General features: G+C 64.3%; 12 protein-coding genes. 2 read left to right on the top strand and 10 right to left on the bottom strand.

Going from position 1 to position 12,771, the window contains the following annotated elements:
- Positions 1-53: 53 nt before the first annotated feature.
- Both C8C89_RS18085 and C8C89_RS18090 read right to left on the bottom strand, forming a co-directional pair.
- On the bottom strand, positions 54-704 hold the full coding sequence (locus C8C89_RS18085; RefSeq protein WP_133991538.1) for an SMI1/KNR4 family protein: 651 nt from the start codon (positions 702-704) through the stop codon (positions 54-56).
- A 3-nt stretch (positions 705-707) separates the two neighbouring features.
- Positions 708-1,100 (bottom strand): MerR family transcriptional regulator, encoded by a 393-nt coding sequence (locus tag C8C89_RS18090; RefSeq protein WP_133991540.1) that lies wholly within the window; start codon positions 1,098-1,100, stop codon positions 708-710.
- A gap of 70 nt (positions 1,101-1,170) precedes the next feature.
- On the opposite strand from C8C89_RS18090, the gene C8C89_RS18095 reads away from it, so the two are divergent.
- Positions 1,171-1,965, top strand: coding sequence for an SDR family oxidoreductase (locus C8C89_RS18095; protein WP_133991542.1), 795 nt, complete (start codon positions 1,171-1,173; stop codon positions 1,963-1,965).
- A 3-nt stretch (positions 1,966-1,968) separates the two neighbouring features.
- Here the strand turns inward: C8C89_RS18095 and C8C89_RS18100 are convergent, their stop codons facing one another.
- From C8C89_RS18100 to C8C89_RS18115, 4 genes are all read right to left on the bottom strand, one after another.
- Positions 1,969-3,246 (bottom strand): divalent metal cation transporter, encoded by a 1,278-nt coding sequence (locus tag C8C89_RS18100; RefSeq protein WP_243858078.1) that lies wholly within the window; start codon positions 3,244-3,246, stop codon positions 1,969-1,971.
- 21 nt (positions 3,247-3,267) lie between these two features.
- Positions 3,268-4,392, bottom strand: coding sequence for a catalase family protein (locus C8C89_RS18105; RefSeq protein ID WP_133991546.1), 1,125 nt, complete (start codon positions 4,390-4,392; stop codon positions 3,268-3,270).
- Between the two features lie 106 nt (positions 4,393-4,498).
- Positions 4,499-6,517, bottom strand: coding sequence for a c-type cytochrome (locus C8C89_RS18110; protein WP_133991548.1), 2,019 nt, complete (start codon positions 6,515-6,517; stop codon positions 4,499-4,501).
- 177 nt (positions 6,518-6,694) lie between these two features.
- Positions 6,695-7,618, bottom strand: coding sequence for a LysR family transcriptional regulator (locus C8C89_RS18115; protein WP_133991550.1), 924 nt, complete (start codon positions 7,616-7,618; stop codon positions 6,695-6,697).
- Between the two features lie 101 nt (positions 7,619-7,719).
- On the opposite strand from C8C89_RS18115, the gene C8C89_RS18120 reads away from it, so the two are divergent.
- The gene (locus tag C8C89_RS18120) at positions 7,720-9,159 is read left to right on the top strand and encodes an amidase (RefSeq protein WP_133991552.1); all 1,440 of its coding nucleotides are present in this window, start codon (positions 7,720-7,722) and stop codon (positions 9,157-9,159) included.
- Positions 9,160-9,272: 113 nt separating this feature from the next.
- On the opposite strand, the gene C8C89_RS18125 is transcribed toward C8C89_RS18120, so the two are convergent.
- The 4 genes from C8C89_RS18125 to C8C89_RS18140 form a co-directional block, all read right to left on the bottom strand.
- Positions 9,273-9,701 carry a DUF2061 domain-containing protein gene (locus C8C89_RS18125; protein WP_101481239.1) on the bottom strand — a complete coding sequence of 143 codons (429 nt, stop codon included), beginning with the start codon at positions 9,699-9,701 and terminating at the stop codon, positions 9,273-9,275.
- Positions 9,702-9,851: 150 nt separating this feature from the next.
- On the bottom strand, positions 9,852-10,583 hold the full coding sequence (locus C8C89_RS18130) for a DUF4386 family protein (protein WP_101481238.1): 732 nt from the start codon (positions 10,581-10,583) through the stop codon (positions 9,852-9,854).
- Positions 10,584-10,749: 166 nt separating this feature from the next.
- Entirely contained in the window at positions 10,750-11,535 is a 786-nt protein-coding gene (locus tag C8C89_RS18135) for a LytTR family DNA-binding domain-containing protein (protein WP_347876597.1), read from the bottom strand.
- The gene (locus C8C89_RS18140) at positions 11,532-12,587 is read right to left on the bottom strand and encodes a histidine kinase (protein WP_133991556.1); all 1,056 of its coding nucleotides are present in this window, start codon (positions 12,585-12,587) and stop codon (positions 11,532-11,534) included. The genes C8C89_RS18135 and C8C89_RS18140 overlap by 4 nt, the downstream gene beginning before the upstream one ends.
- Positions 12,588-12,771 lie beyond the last annotated feature (184 nt).

The raw sequence follows: 12,771 nt of genomic DNA on the forward strand, positions 1-12,771 counted from the left end.
TAAGCCCGCAGCCTGCGCACACCCATAGGACATTCGCGGCCATGCCCGTAGGACTAATCCTGTTCGTTAGCGCACAGTTCGACTTGTTTCAGAGCAAACAAGGCGGCGATGCCGGCATCGCGGCGCCAGGCGGGCATGCCGATATCGAGCCACTCCGCCATCGCATCCAGATGGCATGGCTCCGAGACGCTGTGTTCGAGTTCGTCCAGCACCGTGTCGCGGTCGATGTACAGGCTGTCCAGCCAGGCATCGAAGGAGGGCGCCAGTTCGATGAAACCGTGGGCGCGCTTGCCCGTCCACTCGGGCAACTCTTGCACATAGGCCAGCACGCGTCCGCCGCCTTCTTGCGTCAAATCCAGGTAAACCATGGAATTGCCGCCATCGCGGGCAAAGGGCAGGATGCGCACCGGCATGTCCGTATGCTGGCGCGCGGCGCGGATTTCGCCCACCAGCGTTTCATCGCAGAAATCACCTTCGTCGGCGCTGAAGAAGGTGTTGAACCCCATTCTTTCCACGCCACCACTGCCGTCCGGCACATCCGTGGTGTAGTCGAACCAGGCGCCGTTGGCCACTTGCAGGAAAGCCAGGAAGGCGGGCGGCAGCGGGGCTTCCAGCAAGGTTTCGATGGCGGCGATCTGCTGCGCCGTGGGGGCAGGCTTGGCGCCCTCGAGCGCCAGGTGGCGGTATTGCGTGTAATAAGTCATTGATTATCCTTGTAAATTTCTTGCGATCGCCACACCGTCCTCACAGCCCGTCTCTACCTTTGCCAGCGCATCGACGAGACCGGCGCGCAGCAGGGCCATCGAACGGGCCTTTTCGTCGATCTGGGCGATTTTCGTTTCCAGCATGACCCGCTTGGTCGCCGCATCGAGGGCATTTTCCTGCCATACGGCGATGACTTCGGCGATTTCCTTCAAGGTAAAGCCCAGCGCCTTGGCGTGACCGATCAGCTCGATGCGCCGCAAGGCTTGCGCCGAGTACTCTTTATAGTTGTTCGTCATGCCCGGCTGCGGCGCTTCATCCAGCAGTCCCTGGCGCTCGTAGAAGCGCACCGTATCCTTGCTGACGCCCGTCAGGCGGGTGATTTCTCCGATGCGCATCGATTCCCCTTGACCGTGGACTAAAGACCACAGTTTACAGTGAAAACTCCATTCACTCCACACCGCTGCCATGACCGCTTTCAATTACACCAATCAAACCGTGCTGATCACAGGTGCCTCGTCCGGCATCGGCCGTGTCTTTGCGGAAACCCTGGCCGCACGCGGCGCGCATTTGCTGCTGCTGGCCCGCTCGGGCGCCGTGCTCGATGCGCTGGCCGCCGACCTTTCCCGGCGGCACGGCATCCGCGCGCATGCACTGGTGGCCGACCTGAGCCTGCCCGGCGCGGCCGCCCACGCCCATGCGCAAGCGTGCGCGCTGGGCATGCCGCCCGACGTGCTGATCAATAACGCGGGTTTTGCCACCCATGGCCGCTTCGAAAGCATCGATCTGGCGCGCCAGGCGGCCGAAGTGACCGTCAATTGCACGGCCCTCATGGAACTCACGCACTGCGCCTTGCCGCACATGCTGGCGCAAGGGCGGGGCGCCATCATCAACGTGGCGTCCACGGCCGCTCTCCAGCCCGATCCCTACATGGCGATTTACGGTGCCAGCAAAGCCTTCGTGCTGTCGTTTTCGGAAGCGCTGTGGGCGGAAAACCGCAGCCGCGGCGTGCGCGTGCTGGCCCTGTGCCCGGGCGCCACGGAAACGGCCTTCTTTGACGTGGTGGCCGCGCCCGAGGCTGCCGTGGGCAAGCGCATGGCACCGCAAGATGTCGTCGATGAAGCGCTGCGCGCGCTGGACCGGGGCCGTAGCAGCCACGTGGCGGGCCGTCCCAACCGGCTGCTGGCCTGGCTGCCGCGATTGCTGCCCCGACAGACCGTGCTGGGCATCGTGGAAGGCATGCTCAAGCCGAGGGCGGCGTAGGCTTCAGAACGCCATGGTGGCGAACATGGCCAGCACGGCTGTCGCCATGACGATGGTCGACAGCCAGCCCAGCGCCCGCAGGCGCCGCGAAATGGTCAGCGTGCCCATGATGGCGGGGCGCGAAGCCATCACCATCATCAGGGCCATGATGGGCACGGAAATGACGCCATTGATGACGGCGCTCCAGTACAGGGCCTTGATGGGGTCGAGCGGCGAAAAGCACAGGGCGGCGCCGATCACGGTGGCCGTGACGATGATGCCGTAGAACTTCTTGGCGGCCTTGGGCGCCAGTTCCAGGCTGTTTTTCCAATGAAAGGCGCCCGCCATGGCGTAGGCGGCCGAGCCGGCCAGCACGGGAATGGCCAGCAAGCCCGTGCCAATGATGCCCAGGCTGAACAGGGCGAAGGCGAACTCGCCCGCGATGGGGCGCAGGGCGGAAGCGGCTTGCGCGGAGGTGTCGATGTGCGTGATGCCTTGCGCGCCCAGTGTCACGGCCGTGGTCAGCATGATGAAGAACGCCACCAGGTTGGAAAAGCCCATGCCGATGGCCGTGTCCATCTTGATGCGCTGGAATTGCCGTGGCGCCTGCTCGGGCGTGCGGCGCAAGGCTTGCGCGCCAGAATCCGCCTGCAAGTCTTCCACTTCCTGCGAAGCTTGCCAGAAAAATAAGTAGGGACTGATGGTGGTGCCGAACACGGCCACGATCATGGTCACCGAGGCGGCCGACCAGGCGAACTGAGGCCAGACGGTGCGCAGCGCCACCTCGCCCCATGGAATGTGCACGGTCAGCACGGTGGCCACATAGGCCAGCAAGCCCAGGGTCAGCCATTTCAGGATGCGCACGTACTTTTGATAGGGAATGAATACTTGCAGCAGCAGGGACAGCAGGCCGAAGCCCACGGCGTACAAATGGGTGGGGCCGCCGATGATCAGGGTCAACGCATCGCCCATGGCGGCCACGTCGGCGGCGATATTGATGACATTGGCCAGCAGCAGCAAGCCGACGATGGCGTACAACAAGGAACGGGGATAGTGGCGGCGAATATTCGTCGCCAGCCCATGGCCGCTGACGCGGCCGATCTTGGCGCTGATGACCTGGATGCCCAGCATCAGGGGAAACGTCAGGCATACGGTCCACAGCATGCCGAAGCCGAACTGGGCGCCCGCCTGCGAATACGTGGCGATGCCGCTGGGGTCGTCGTCGGCCGCGCCCGTGATCAGGCCCGGCCCCAGCTTGCCCAGCCAGGTGTCGGAAGGGACTGGTTTGTCATTCGTGGGCATGTCGCTGTGCATGAGGGGGTGTCAATGGCTTGGGAAATCGTCAAGATTGTGCGGTTCGCGGGCCACTGTGCCCGTGCGCTCGAAGCGGAAATGGGCCGACATCGCATACGCGGCCTTGCGCACGCGCATGATGGAACCGAGGGGGCGATGTGCCAGCAGGCCATGCCAGGGACTAAAGGCCATGCCGTCATCGACGGCGCGCGACAGTGCTTCGCTCCAGCCCGCCTGCGGCGGGGCCGTGATGCGCGCCACGGAAAGATACGGGCTGTCTTCCTCGGGCCAGGCGACGGAGGCGTCTTCCAGCGGCATGCTGGCGATGTCGCGGCACAGCTGGATACGCACTTCCCAGGTGGCGGCATGGCGGGCAAAGTAGGCCACGACGGCGTCGCGCAAGCCATTCGGCTTGTCATCCAGGTCCACAGGCGCATTTTTCAGGGCTGACAGTTCCGGCAACACGGGCACCAGCGCCACTTTGGCCATGTAGGCCCCATATAAAATGGGCGCCTGGCTATAGTAGGTTTCGCCCAGCACATGAGTTTCCGGATGGCCTCCCAGGCTTTTCAGCGTACCGCTTTCGCCGCCCACTGCTTCGAGCGCCTTTTCCGCCCCCTGCAGTACGGTCGACAGTGCCTGTTTCAGACGCGGGACTTTATCCGTGGTGCTGGCCAGCAGCTTCAAACTGCCGAGGAACTTTTTCGCGCTAGGTGCGAGGAAGGCGGGGCCGTTGACGAGCACGAAATCCTGCGTACTGGCGGGTTCCGTGCCATCGTCCGGTTCCAGGCTGGACAGCTGCGTGCCCGGTACGCCGATCACTTTGATGGCCATGCCACGCGGCACGGACACCTTGTCGTCAAGCATGTCGCCAGGGATGGTGGAGATGCGCATCACCACGTCGTAGCTGGCCGGTGTGGCGAACAGGCCTTGCGCCAGCTCGGGCGCCAGGCCATCGAGCACCTGCAGGCGGGCGCGCAGCAAGCCGTGGCTTTTCGCATGCACGCTGCGCGTGGCATGGCCCGAGTCGGCATAGGTGGTGGCGGAAATGCCGTGCAGGGTTTGCAGCAGGTGCGCGCACGTCTCCTGCTCGCCTTCCTCTTCAAACTCGTAGCGTGGCTCGTAGGGCAGGGGTGGGCGTGGAATGGCGAACATGGCTTTTCCTTGTAATAGGTGAGTGTGCCCCATCATTGCCGCCAACGCCACATTCTTCTGTTTGCTCGCATACACAGGCCCATAAATATTTGACTTTGATAGGGCGTCAGTAGCGCGCATCCTTGGGCTTGCCGCCCTTCGGCCAATCCTTGACTTTGTCGGGGAAGTCCGGGCGCGGCATGTGCGTAAAATATTCGGCCACGTCGACGGCATCCTGGTCGGACAGGTTGCCCTGGCCCAGCGGGAATTTCTGACCGTGGCCCATCACCATGTTCGCCTTGACGAAGCCGGCCGCCGTGTAAGTGCGGGCCATGCCGGCGCCGATATTGAACGAACGCTCGCCCCACAGCGGCGGGAATGCCACCACGCCGTTGGCTCCCTTGATGCCCTCGCCATTCGCGCCATGGCAGACGGCGCACTGCTCGGAATACAATTTTTTGCCATGCACGGGATCGGGCAGCAGATTGCGGGCTATCTTCGCCACGCCCCGTCCCGGCACCTTGTCGTTCGCTTGCGTGGCGCCCTTCATCCAGTCGATGTAGGCGACCATCGCCTGCAGGTCGGGGCCGTCCACGGGCAGCGGCTTGCCGTGCATGGAGCGGCGGAAGCAGCCATTGATGCGCTCGCCCAGGCTGATGACCTTGCCGGCGCGCGGTGCTTCCGACGGGAAGAAGGCGGCAATGCCGAGAAAGGGCGAACCGTTGGCCACGGTGCCGCCATTCAGGTGGCAACTGCTGCAATTGAGGTCGTTGCCCACGTTTTGCGGCAGGCGCGCGCGCGTTTCCGTCATCAGCTGCATGCCGTGGATCAGCTGGCTGGCATTCGGATCGGCCGTCAGGGCCGCGAAGCGGGGCGTGACGAAACCGCCCGCGTCTGGCGCCTTGAGCTTGAGTTCCTTGCGCACTTTGGCGATCTGCGCGGGCGTGACGGGGGCGCCATGGTTACCCCACTTGCCGCGTACAAAGGTGAGGATTTCCGCCAGTTCCGTGTCCGACAGGCGGTCATATGAAGGCATGCCGAAGGAACGGGGCGAGTGCTGCGTGACTGCCGACTGCCAGCCCGTCAGCGCGATATGGATGACGGAAGTGGCGTCCTTCGACTGCACCGTGTCATTTTGCGCCAGCGGCGGGAAGATGTTTTCTACACCACGGCCGTCGCGGCGGTGGCAAGTAGCGCAAAACTGCAGGTAACCGAGACCGCCGCGCGTGTTGTACAGCGCATCGTTGCTGGCCGCCACCAGGGGCGCCGTTTTCTTCGGCGGCGCGCCTGCCCCGTCCTTGGCCGGCAAGCCGTGCAGGTAATGCGCCAGCGCATCGAGGTCGCCATCCGTAAAGTATTGCGTGCTGTGGGTGATGACTTCCGTCATGCTGCCGGCCGCCGTGCCGAAACTGTTGCGGCCCGTCTTGAGCAATTGCACGATGTCACCCGGCGTCCACAGATTGCGAAGGTTCACCGCATGCCAGCCGTCGAACGTGAAGCCGGCCAGGTATTGCTTGCCGCTGCTGCCATCCTGGCTCATGGTTTTTTCCTGGAAGGCCACGCCGCGCGGCGTGTGGCAGGAGCCGCAATGGCCGAGGCCCTGGGCGAGGTAGCTGCCCCGGTTCCACATGGCCGACTTGGCGCTGTCGGGCTTGAATGGCGCATCGTCGAGGAAGACGGCATTCCACAAGGACAAGCCCCAGCGCATGCTAAATGGCCATTTCATGTCCGTTTCGCGGTTTTGCTGCGCCACGGGCGCCACGCCCCGTTGCAGGTAGGCGTACAGCGCTTGCATGTCGTCCGGCGTGATCTTCGCGTAGGAAGGGTAGGGCATGGCCGGATAAAGCTTGTGCCCATCAGCCGCCACGCCCTTGCGCATGGCGCGGTCGAATTGCACGAAGGTGTACGTGCCCAGGCCTGTCTTGGCGTCGGGCGTGATATTTGTGCTGTAAATGGTGCCGAACGGCGTTTTCAGCTCCAGACCGCCGGCCATGGAGGCGCCGTTCGGGCTGGTGTGGCAAGCCACGCAGTCGCCCAGGCGGGCGACATATTCACCGCGCTTGATCAGTTTGGCAGAGGCGGCGGGCATGGCGGGCGCGGCCCAGGCGTTGGCGCAAACGGCCAGCATGCCCAAGAGTAGCAGCATTGTCGCCAGCCAGGTAGTTGTCGCAAAGATAGAGGCAAGAGAGCGGTGCGCACCGCGATGCAGGATGGAAATGGCGTTCATGGTGACCCTTTATTATTAAGCGCAAGCTTACGCATTCGTCACCACGGCGAAAATTGGGAGTTTCTTTCGATCAACTAGGTAATCTTCCCTAGTGTTTCACACTGGAAAATCGTGTAAGGCAGGCTGCAAGCTGGCCATGATGCGCTCGCGCAGCCAGCGGTGCGCCGGATCCAGATGCATGCGCTCGTGCCAGACCATGGCCATCTCGTAATCGGGCAAGGTGACGGGCGGCTCCCACGTGCGCAGCGCGCCCAGCGCATTCTTCAGCAGGCGCGACGGCAGCAGGGCCACCATGTCGGACGCCGCCAGCAGGGGCGGGACAATGAGGAAATGCGGCACGGACAGCACCACTTTGCGCGTGCGGGCCCGCTGCTGCAAGGCCGTATCGACGTTGCTGCGAAACCCGCCGCCGTTGGGCGAGACGACGATGAATTCCAGCGCGCAAAACTGATCGAGGTCGGGCGGTGCCTGCAGCAGCGGGTGATCGTGGCGGCCTGCCAGCACATAGTGCTCGGTAAACAGGCTGCGGTGGCGCAAGCCGGGCGGCGCTTCCTCCTGCGCCAAAAAGCCCAGGTCGACCTGGCCGCTTTCCAGGTCTTGCGCCATGCGCGCCGGCACGGCTTCGAACACGGCCATGCGCGACAAGGGCGCCTGTGCGCGCAGGGACGGCAGCAGGGGCAGCAAAATCGCATATTCGGTGGCATCGGCCGCCGCCAGGTCCCAGCACACCTGGGCCGTGGCCGGCTCGAACGCCTTTCCTGGCTGCAAGACTTGCTCCAGCTGGGCCAACACGGCTTGCAGTGGTTCAAACAAGGCCAGCGCGCGCGCTGTGGGCAGCATGCCGCGCGGACCGGGCAAGAGCAAGGGATCGTCGAAAGCCTTGCGCAGCTTGGCCAGCTGGACGCTGACGGAAGGCTGGCTCAGGTGCAGCCGCGCGGCCGCCCGTGTGACGTTGCGTTCAATTAACAGCGCGTTCAGGGTCAGCAGCAGGTTCAAGTCCAGCTTGCGCAAATTGTTCATGGCTATACCTTGTATATCATCTATTCATTTCCACTATGATAGCGCAAGCCTTAGAGTAGTTTCTGTGATATCCATTCTTCATCTATTACAGGAACTAAGTGATGCAACTCCATGAATATACAAGCTTTGATGGTTTAGGACTGGCACAACTGCTGCGCACTGGCGCCGTCTCGGCCGCCGAATTGCACGACGCAGCCGTGCGCGCCTGCGCCGCAGTCAACCCGCGCCTCAACGCCGTGGTCGAGCTGTGGCCAGCGGATTTTTCCAAGATTGACCATGCGGCGCCGTTTGCCGGCGTGCCATTCCTGATCAAGGATGTGGCCGTGACAATGGCGGGCCAGCGCAGCGAAGCGGGCAGCCGCCTGGGCGCCGGCCATGTCGCGCCCGTCGATTCCCATCTGATGACGCAGTTCCGTCAGGCAGGACTGGTGACGTTCGGCCGCACCAGCACGCCTGAAATGGCCTTTGCCACCACCACGGAACCGGTCTTGTACGGCGCCACGCGCAACCCGTGGAACGTCAGCTTGAGCGCGGGCGGCTCCAGCGGCGGCGCAGCGGCAGCCGTGGCGGCCGGCATCGTGCCGCTGGCCCATGCGACGGACGCAGCCGGTTCCATCCGCGTTCCAGCCGCCTCCACGGGCCTGTTCGGCGTCAAACCGAGCCGGGGAAGAGTGTCGAACGGCCCTGCCATGGACGAGATTTTCAGCGGCCTGGGCGTGCAACTGGGCGTGAGCCGCACCGTGCGCGACAGCGCCGCCTTGCTCGATTGCACGCAGGCAGTACTACCCGGTGAACCCTATCTGACGAGTCCTCCCGGCCACAGCTGGCTGTCGCAGGTGAGTGTGGCGCCGGGCACCTTGCGCATCGGCGTGCAGCGCGCAGCCAGCAATGGCGCCCGTCCCGCGCCCGCCATCGATGGCGCGCTGGACATTACCGTGCGCCTGCTGGAAAGCCTGGGCCACCACGTGGAAGAAGTAGCACCCGCGCTGGGCGTGTCGTGGGACGCGTTCGTGCACGCCAATGCCAGCATCTGGTGCGCCAATCTGGTGCCATGGATAGACAGCCTGGCGCGCGAGAGCGGCCGCGATGTGTCTCGCGATACCCTGGAGCCGGCGACCCTGGCCTGCTACCGCCATGGGCAGATGGTCTCGGCCGTCGATTTCGTCGCCGCCCTCGACGTGCGCAACACGGTCACGCGCCACGCAGGCGCCTTGTTTGAGCAATACGACGTCTTGCTGACGCCCACCTTGCCGGATGTGCCGTGGCAGCTGGGGCGCTATGGTGAGGACGAGGAAACACTCGATGGGCTGGGCTGGACGGCGCGCCTGTTCGAGCATTCACCGTACACCCCGCTGGCAAACGTGGCGGGCTTGCCGGCCATGTCCGTGCCGCTGGCCATGTCGGAGGAAGGCTTGCCGATAGGCATGCAATTCATGGCAAGCTACGCCAGGGATGGCGTCCTGCTGCGCCTGGCAGGGCAGCTGGAACGGGCGGCGCCATGGGGCCAAAGGCGGCCACCCGTGTGGGCGGGCAAGGTGTAAGCATGCCTTGCAGAAAGCTGAAACCGGCCACCATAACGGCTTTGGCCAGCGACAAGAAGCCAGGGTCGGACCCGGCGGGTCCGACCCTAGTCCTTGTTCTTGGGTGAAAAGTATCAGGTGGGCATCGTAGCCAGCGGCGCCGCGCCCCGGCTTTCCAGGCGAAAGCGGACTTTTTCCCACAGCCGGTCGTGGAAGGGCAGCACAATCACATTGCAGATCGGCTCGACCACGGCCAGCAAGCCGCCGAACGCCATGGAACCCGTGGCCCAGTACATGACGCCGAAGGCCACGCCCATGTGCAAGGCCGTCTGGCTCAGCTTTTCGCCGACCAGGGCGGCAAAGCCCACGCGGCTGGCGGCATGGCGGCGGCGGATCGCGTGCCAGGCTTTTTCATGCCATGGCAGCAAGCCCACATTGATGATCGGTTCAATGATGGCGGCCAAGCCACCGAGCGCGAGCGACCCCGTCAGCAAATAGGCGAGGCTGAAGGCGATCGACATGTGCGTGCAGACCTGGCTGAATGTTTTGATGGCGGTGAACAAGGGATGCTCCTTTCTGGTGAATTCGCTTATCCTTGATTTAGATAGTAACGATTCTCATTTACAAAAGGAAGTAAAATATTTCAACCGAATCAATAGATACAGACTATTAATAGTCTTCATTTCATTGCGACCTCCGCGAGGACGACAGCATCAACGACCGGCAGGCCGCGGCGCCAGGCCCCGCAGCAAGAGCCACAGCCCGGTCAGCGGGTACACCAGGCCCAGCGGAATCAGCAAGGCGTGCATCACATCCAGGCCAAACAGTTCGCGCGCCACGGCGATCCACTGCAGCACGCCGGCCAGCATGCCAGCCAGGGCCAGCAGGCGCGGGATCGCCCGGGCGCGGTACAGCAGCAGATACATCAGGGTCACGCCGAGTCCGCCCAGCAGCTTGTCCGGAAAGTGCACGCCGTTACGCAGTCCCGCCAGCAAAGCGCGCACCGGCTCATAGACATTGCCGTCTGCGCCGGCGTTGAGGAAGGCGATACTCAGGCTGCGCATGGCCAGCACTAGCGTGCCTTCGAACAGGCTGGTTGCCAGCGCCGCCGCCACCAGCGCCACGTAGCAGCGGCTCAGGATGGGGTGCTGCTCGCCATACAGGCCGCGCAGGGCTGCCGCGATAGCCAGACCAATCAAGGCCGTGAGCAGACCGAGCATGACGATCAGCCCCACCTGTAGCGGCATGCCGGCCGCCCGCAAGAGGAAACCCGGCGCGGCAAATACTTGTTCCTGCAGCCAGAAATTCGACCAGATGCCCAGGCCGAAAATAAGTAGCAAGCCCAGTCCCAGCCACCGCCCCAACGGGATGGCGGCGCCTCGCTGCAGGGGCAAGGCGAACAGGGGAGGGGCTTGCCGCGTGGCGGAGGAGTTGGTTTGGTTCATCGATACACCTTTGTCGGAGTGGGATCAAGCCTGCCGAGGCAGGACCAGCGAGCGCAGTGTCGGCATACGGACGCGCCGCGGCAAGGCCGATCCGACGCGTCACGCGCCCAAGGGGCCGAATTGCGCCTATGCACGATGAGTGACGCGGCCCTGCCGCGCCCGGGGACTATTCCGCCTTGAACAGGTGGAGGAAGGTGCGGCTGACCGGCAGCACTTCCGGCCGGTGCTTCAAGGTCACTTCGGCCGTCTCGTGAGCGCCGCGCACGACTTGGCGGATGGCATGCAGATTGACCACCACGGCCCGGTGGATTTGCTGGAACTGCGCTGGATCGAGCTGCACCAGCAATTCCTTGAGGGAATGACGCAGCAGCGCTTCGGCGGGCTTGCCGCCGTCGCGCCAGGCAACCAGCGTGTACTTATCGTCGGACTTCAGGTAATCGACATCATCGACCGGTATCAGCCGCACGGCCGGGCCCACGCTTGCGCGCAGCCAGCGCAGCGCAGCTGGTGCAGGCACCGGCCCAGGGGCGGCCTGCAGGTACGCCGCCAGTTGCCGCAACAGCGACTCGCTGGCGGCGCCGGGCTGGATGGCCGCCAGGCGCTCGCGCAAGCGCGTCACGGTAGCGGCCAGGCGGGCCAGCTGCACCGGCTTGACCAGATAGTCGAGCACTCCCTGCTCGAAGGCGCGCAGCGCATACTGGTCGTAGGCGGTGACAAAGACCAGGTGGGCGCGGTCGCCGATCTGGCTTGCCACGTCGACGCCGGACAGGCCCGGCATGTGCACATCGAGGAAGCAGACCGCCGGGCGGTGCCGTTCGAACAGCGCGAGCGCCTCCGGTCCGTTGCGCGCTTCGGCCACGACCAGCAGCTCCGGCCAGCACTCGGCCAGCTGGCGCCGCAGGCTGGCGCGCAGCAAGGGTTCATCGTCGGCAATCAGGGCGGTCAATGTCATGGCCATGCGGGGCATTCTATGGAAACACGGAAACCGTGAGGGGCAAGTTCGCTGATGCGCAAGGCCGCTTCGCCGCCAAACATCAGCGCCAGGCGCTCGCGCAGGCTGCCAAGTCCCGTGCCGAGGCCGGGGCTGCCCGCTTGCAGGCCCGCTCCGGTATCGCTGACCTCGATATGGCAACGGCCATTCACCTCGCCGATGCGTACATCGATACGCCCCCCATTCATGCAGGGATCGATGCCATGGCGCACCGCATTCTCGACTAGCGTCATCAGGGTCATGGGCGGACACTGCAGTCTCTCGCAGCCAGGCGCAACGGCTATGCCGAACTGCAGGCGGTCAGGCATGCGCATCTGCATCAGTACCAGGTAGGCGCGCACCATCTCCAGTTCCTGTTCCAGGCGGGTGGCCGCTTCGCTCAGGCGCGGCACGGCGGCCCGCAGATACGTGACCAGGTGCGCCAGGACTGGCGCCGCATGGCTGGATCCCGCATCAAGCAGGGCTTGCAGGCTGGCCAGCGTATTGAACAGGAAATGTGGCTGGACCTGAGCCTGCAGCAGCCACACGCGCGCATCGCGGGCCTGGCGTTCCAGCTCGCCGCGCCTGCGCTCGGCTTCGCGCACGCGGGCGTCGCGCTGGCGCAGCAGGGCGGCCATCGCCGTCCATGGGCCAAGCAACAGTCCCAGGAAAGCGAGCGCGACATAACTCTGCAAGCGCTCCGGCACTTGCCAGAACGGCGGCGCACCGGGCTTGGTATTGAACAGATACAAGCTGGCCAGGGTCAGCACGATCGCCAGCGCCACGCCCACCACCTGCAACACCCAGTGGGACAGCCTGCCGGGCAAGCGGCGCGGCCAGCGCTCGAACAGGCCATACGCCAGCAGCGCCGCCAGCGCCGGCAGGAAGACCGCCATGGCCAGATACCATAGCGGATCTTCCCAGGACAGGGAAAACAGGGAGAATTCGAATAGCGCAGCCAGCCCGGCCACGCACAAGCGTCGCGCGGACAGGCAGATTCGCAGGCCATCAATGGCGGAGCGCAGTGTAAACATGAATGTGACGGCCCCAGGAATTGCCATAAAAGCAGCAGAATAGGGCAAAGCCGCGCGGCCCGCAATAGCGGCGGGCGTGAAGCACGGTGTCCGGGGCGCAGGTGACGCCCTGCGCCGGCCCGGAGAAGTGATCGTTGACCAAACAGGATTAAATATGCAAATATTGATTATGGGTGAAGTAATA

It is taken from the genome of Janthinobacterium sp. 75 (genome assembly GCF_004365495.1).
Lineage (GTDB): Bacteria > Pseudomonadota > Gammaproteobacteria > Burkholderiales > Burkholderiaceae_D > Janthinobacterium.

Coding starts and splice junctions, on each gene's coding strand:
- C8C89_RS18120 (WP_133991552.1), top strand. CDS start 7,720: ATGCAACTCCATGAATATACAAGCTTTGATGGTTTAGGACTGGCACAA.
- C8C89_RS18100 (WP_243858078.1), bottom strand. CDS start 3,246: ATGCCCACGAATGACAAACCAGTCCCTTCCGACACCTGGCTGGGCAAG.
- C8C89_RS18135 (WP_347876597.1), bottom strand. CDS start 11,535: ATGACATTGACCGCCCTGATTGCCGACGATGAACCCTTGCTGCGCGCC.
- C8C89_RS18140 (WP_133991556.1), bottom strand. CDS start 12,587: ATGTTTACACTGCGCTCCGCCATTGATGGCCTGCGAATCTGCCTGTCC.
- C8C89_RS18110 (WP_133991548.1), bottom strand. CDS start 6,517: ATGCTGCTACTCTTGGGCATGCTGGCCGTTTGCGCCAACGCCTGGGCC.
- C8C89_RS18095 (WP_133991542.1), top strand. CDS start 1,171: ATGACCGCTTTCAATTACACCAATCAAACCGTGCTGATCACAGGTGCC.
- C8C89_RS18105 (WP_133991546.1), bottom strand. CDS start 4,392: ATGTTCGCCATTCCACGCCCACCCCTGCCCTACGAGCCACGCTACGAG.
- C8C89_RS18130 (WP_101481238.1), bottom strand. CDS start 10,583: ATGAACCAAACCAACTCCTCCGCCACGCGGCAAGCCCCTCCCCTGTTC.
- C8C89_RS18085 (WP_133991538.1), bottom strand. CDS start 704: ATGACTTATTACACGCAATACCGCCACCTGGCGCTCGAGGGCGCCAAG.
- C8C89_RS18090 (WP_133991540.1), bottom strand. CDS start 1,100: ATGCGCATCGGAGAAATCACCCGCCTGACGGGCGTCAGCAAGGATACG.
- C8C89_RS18115 (WP_133991550.1), bottom strand. CDS start 7,618: ATGAACAATTTGCGCAAGCTGGACTTGAACCTGCTGCTGACCCTGAAC.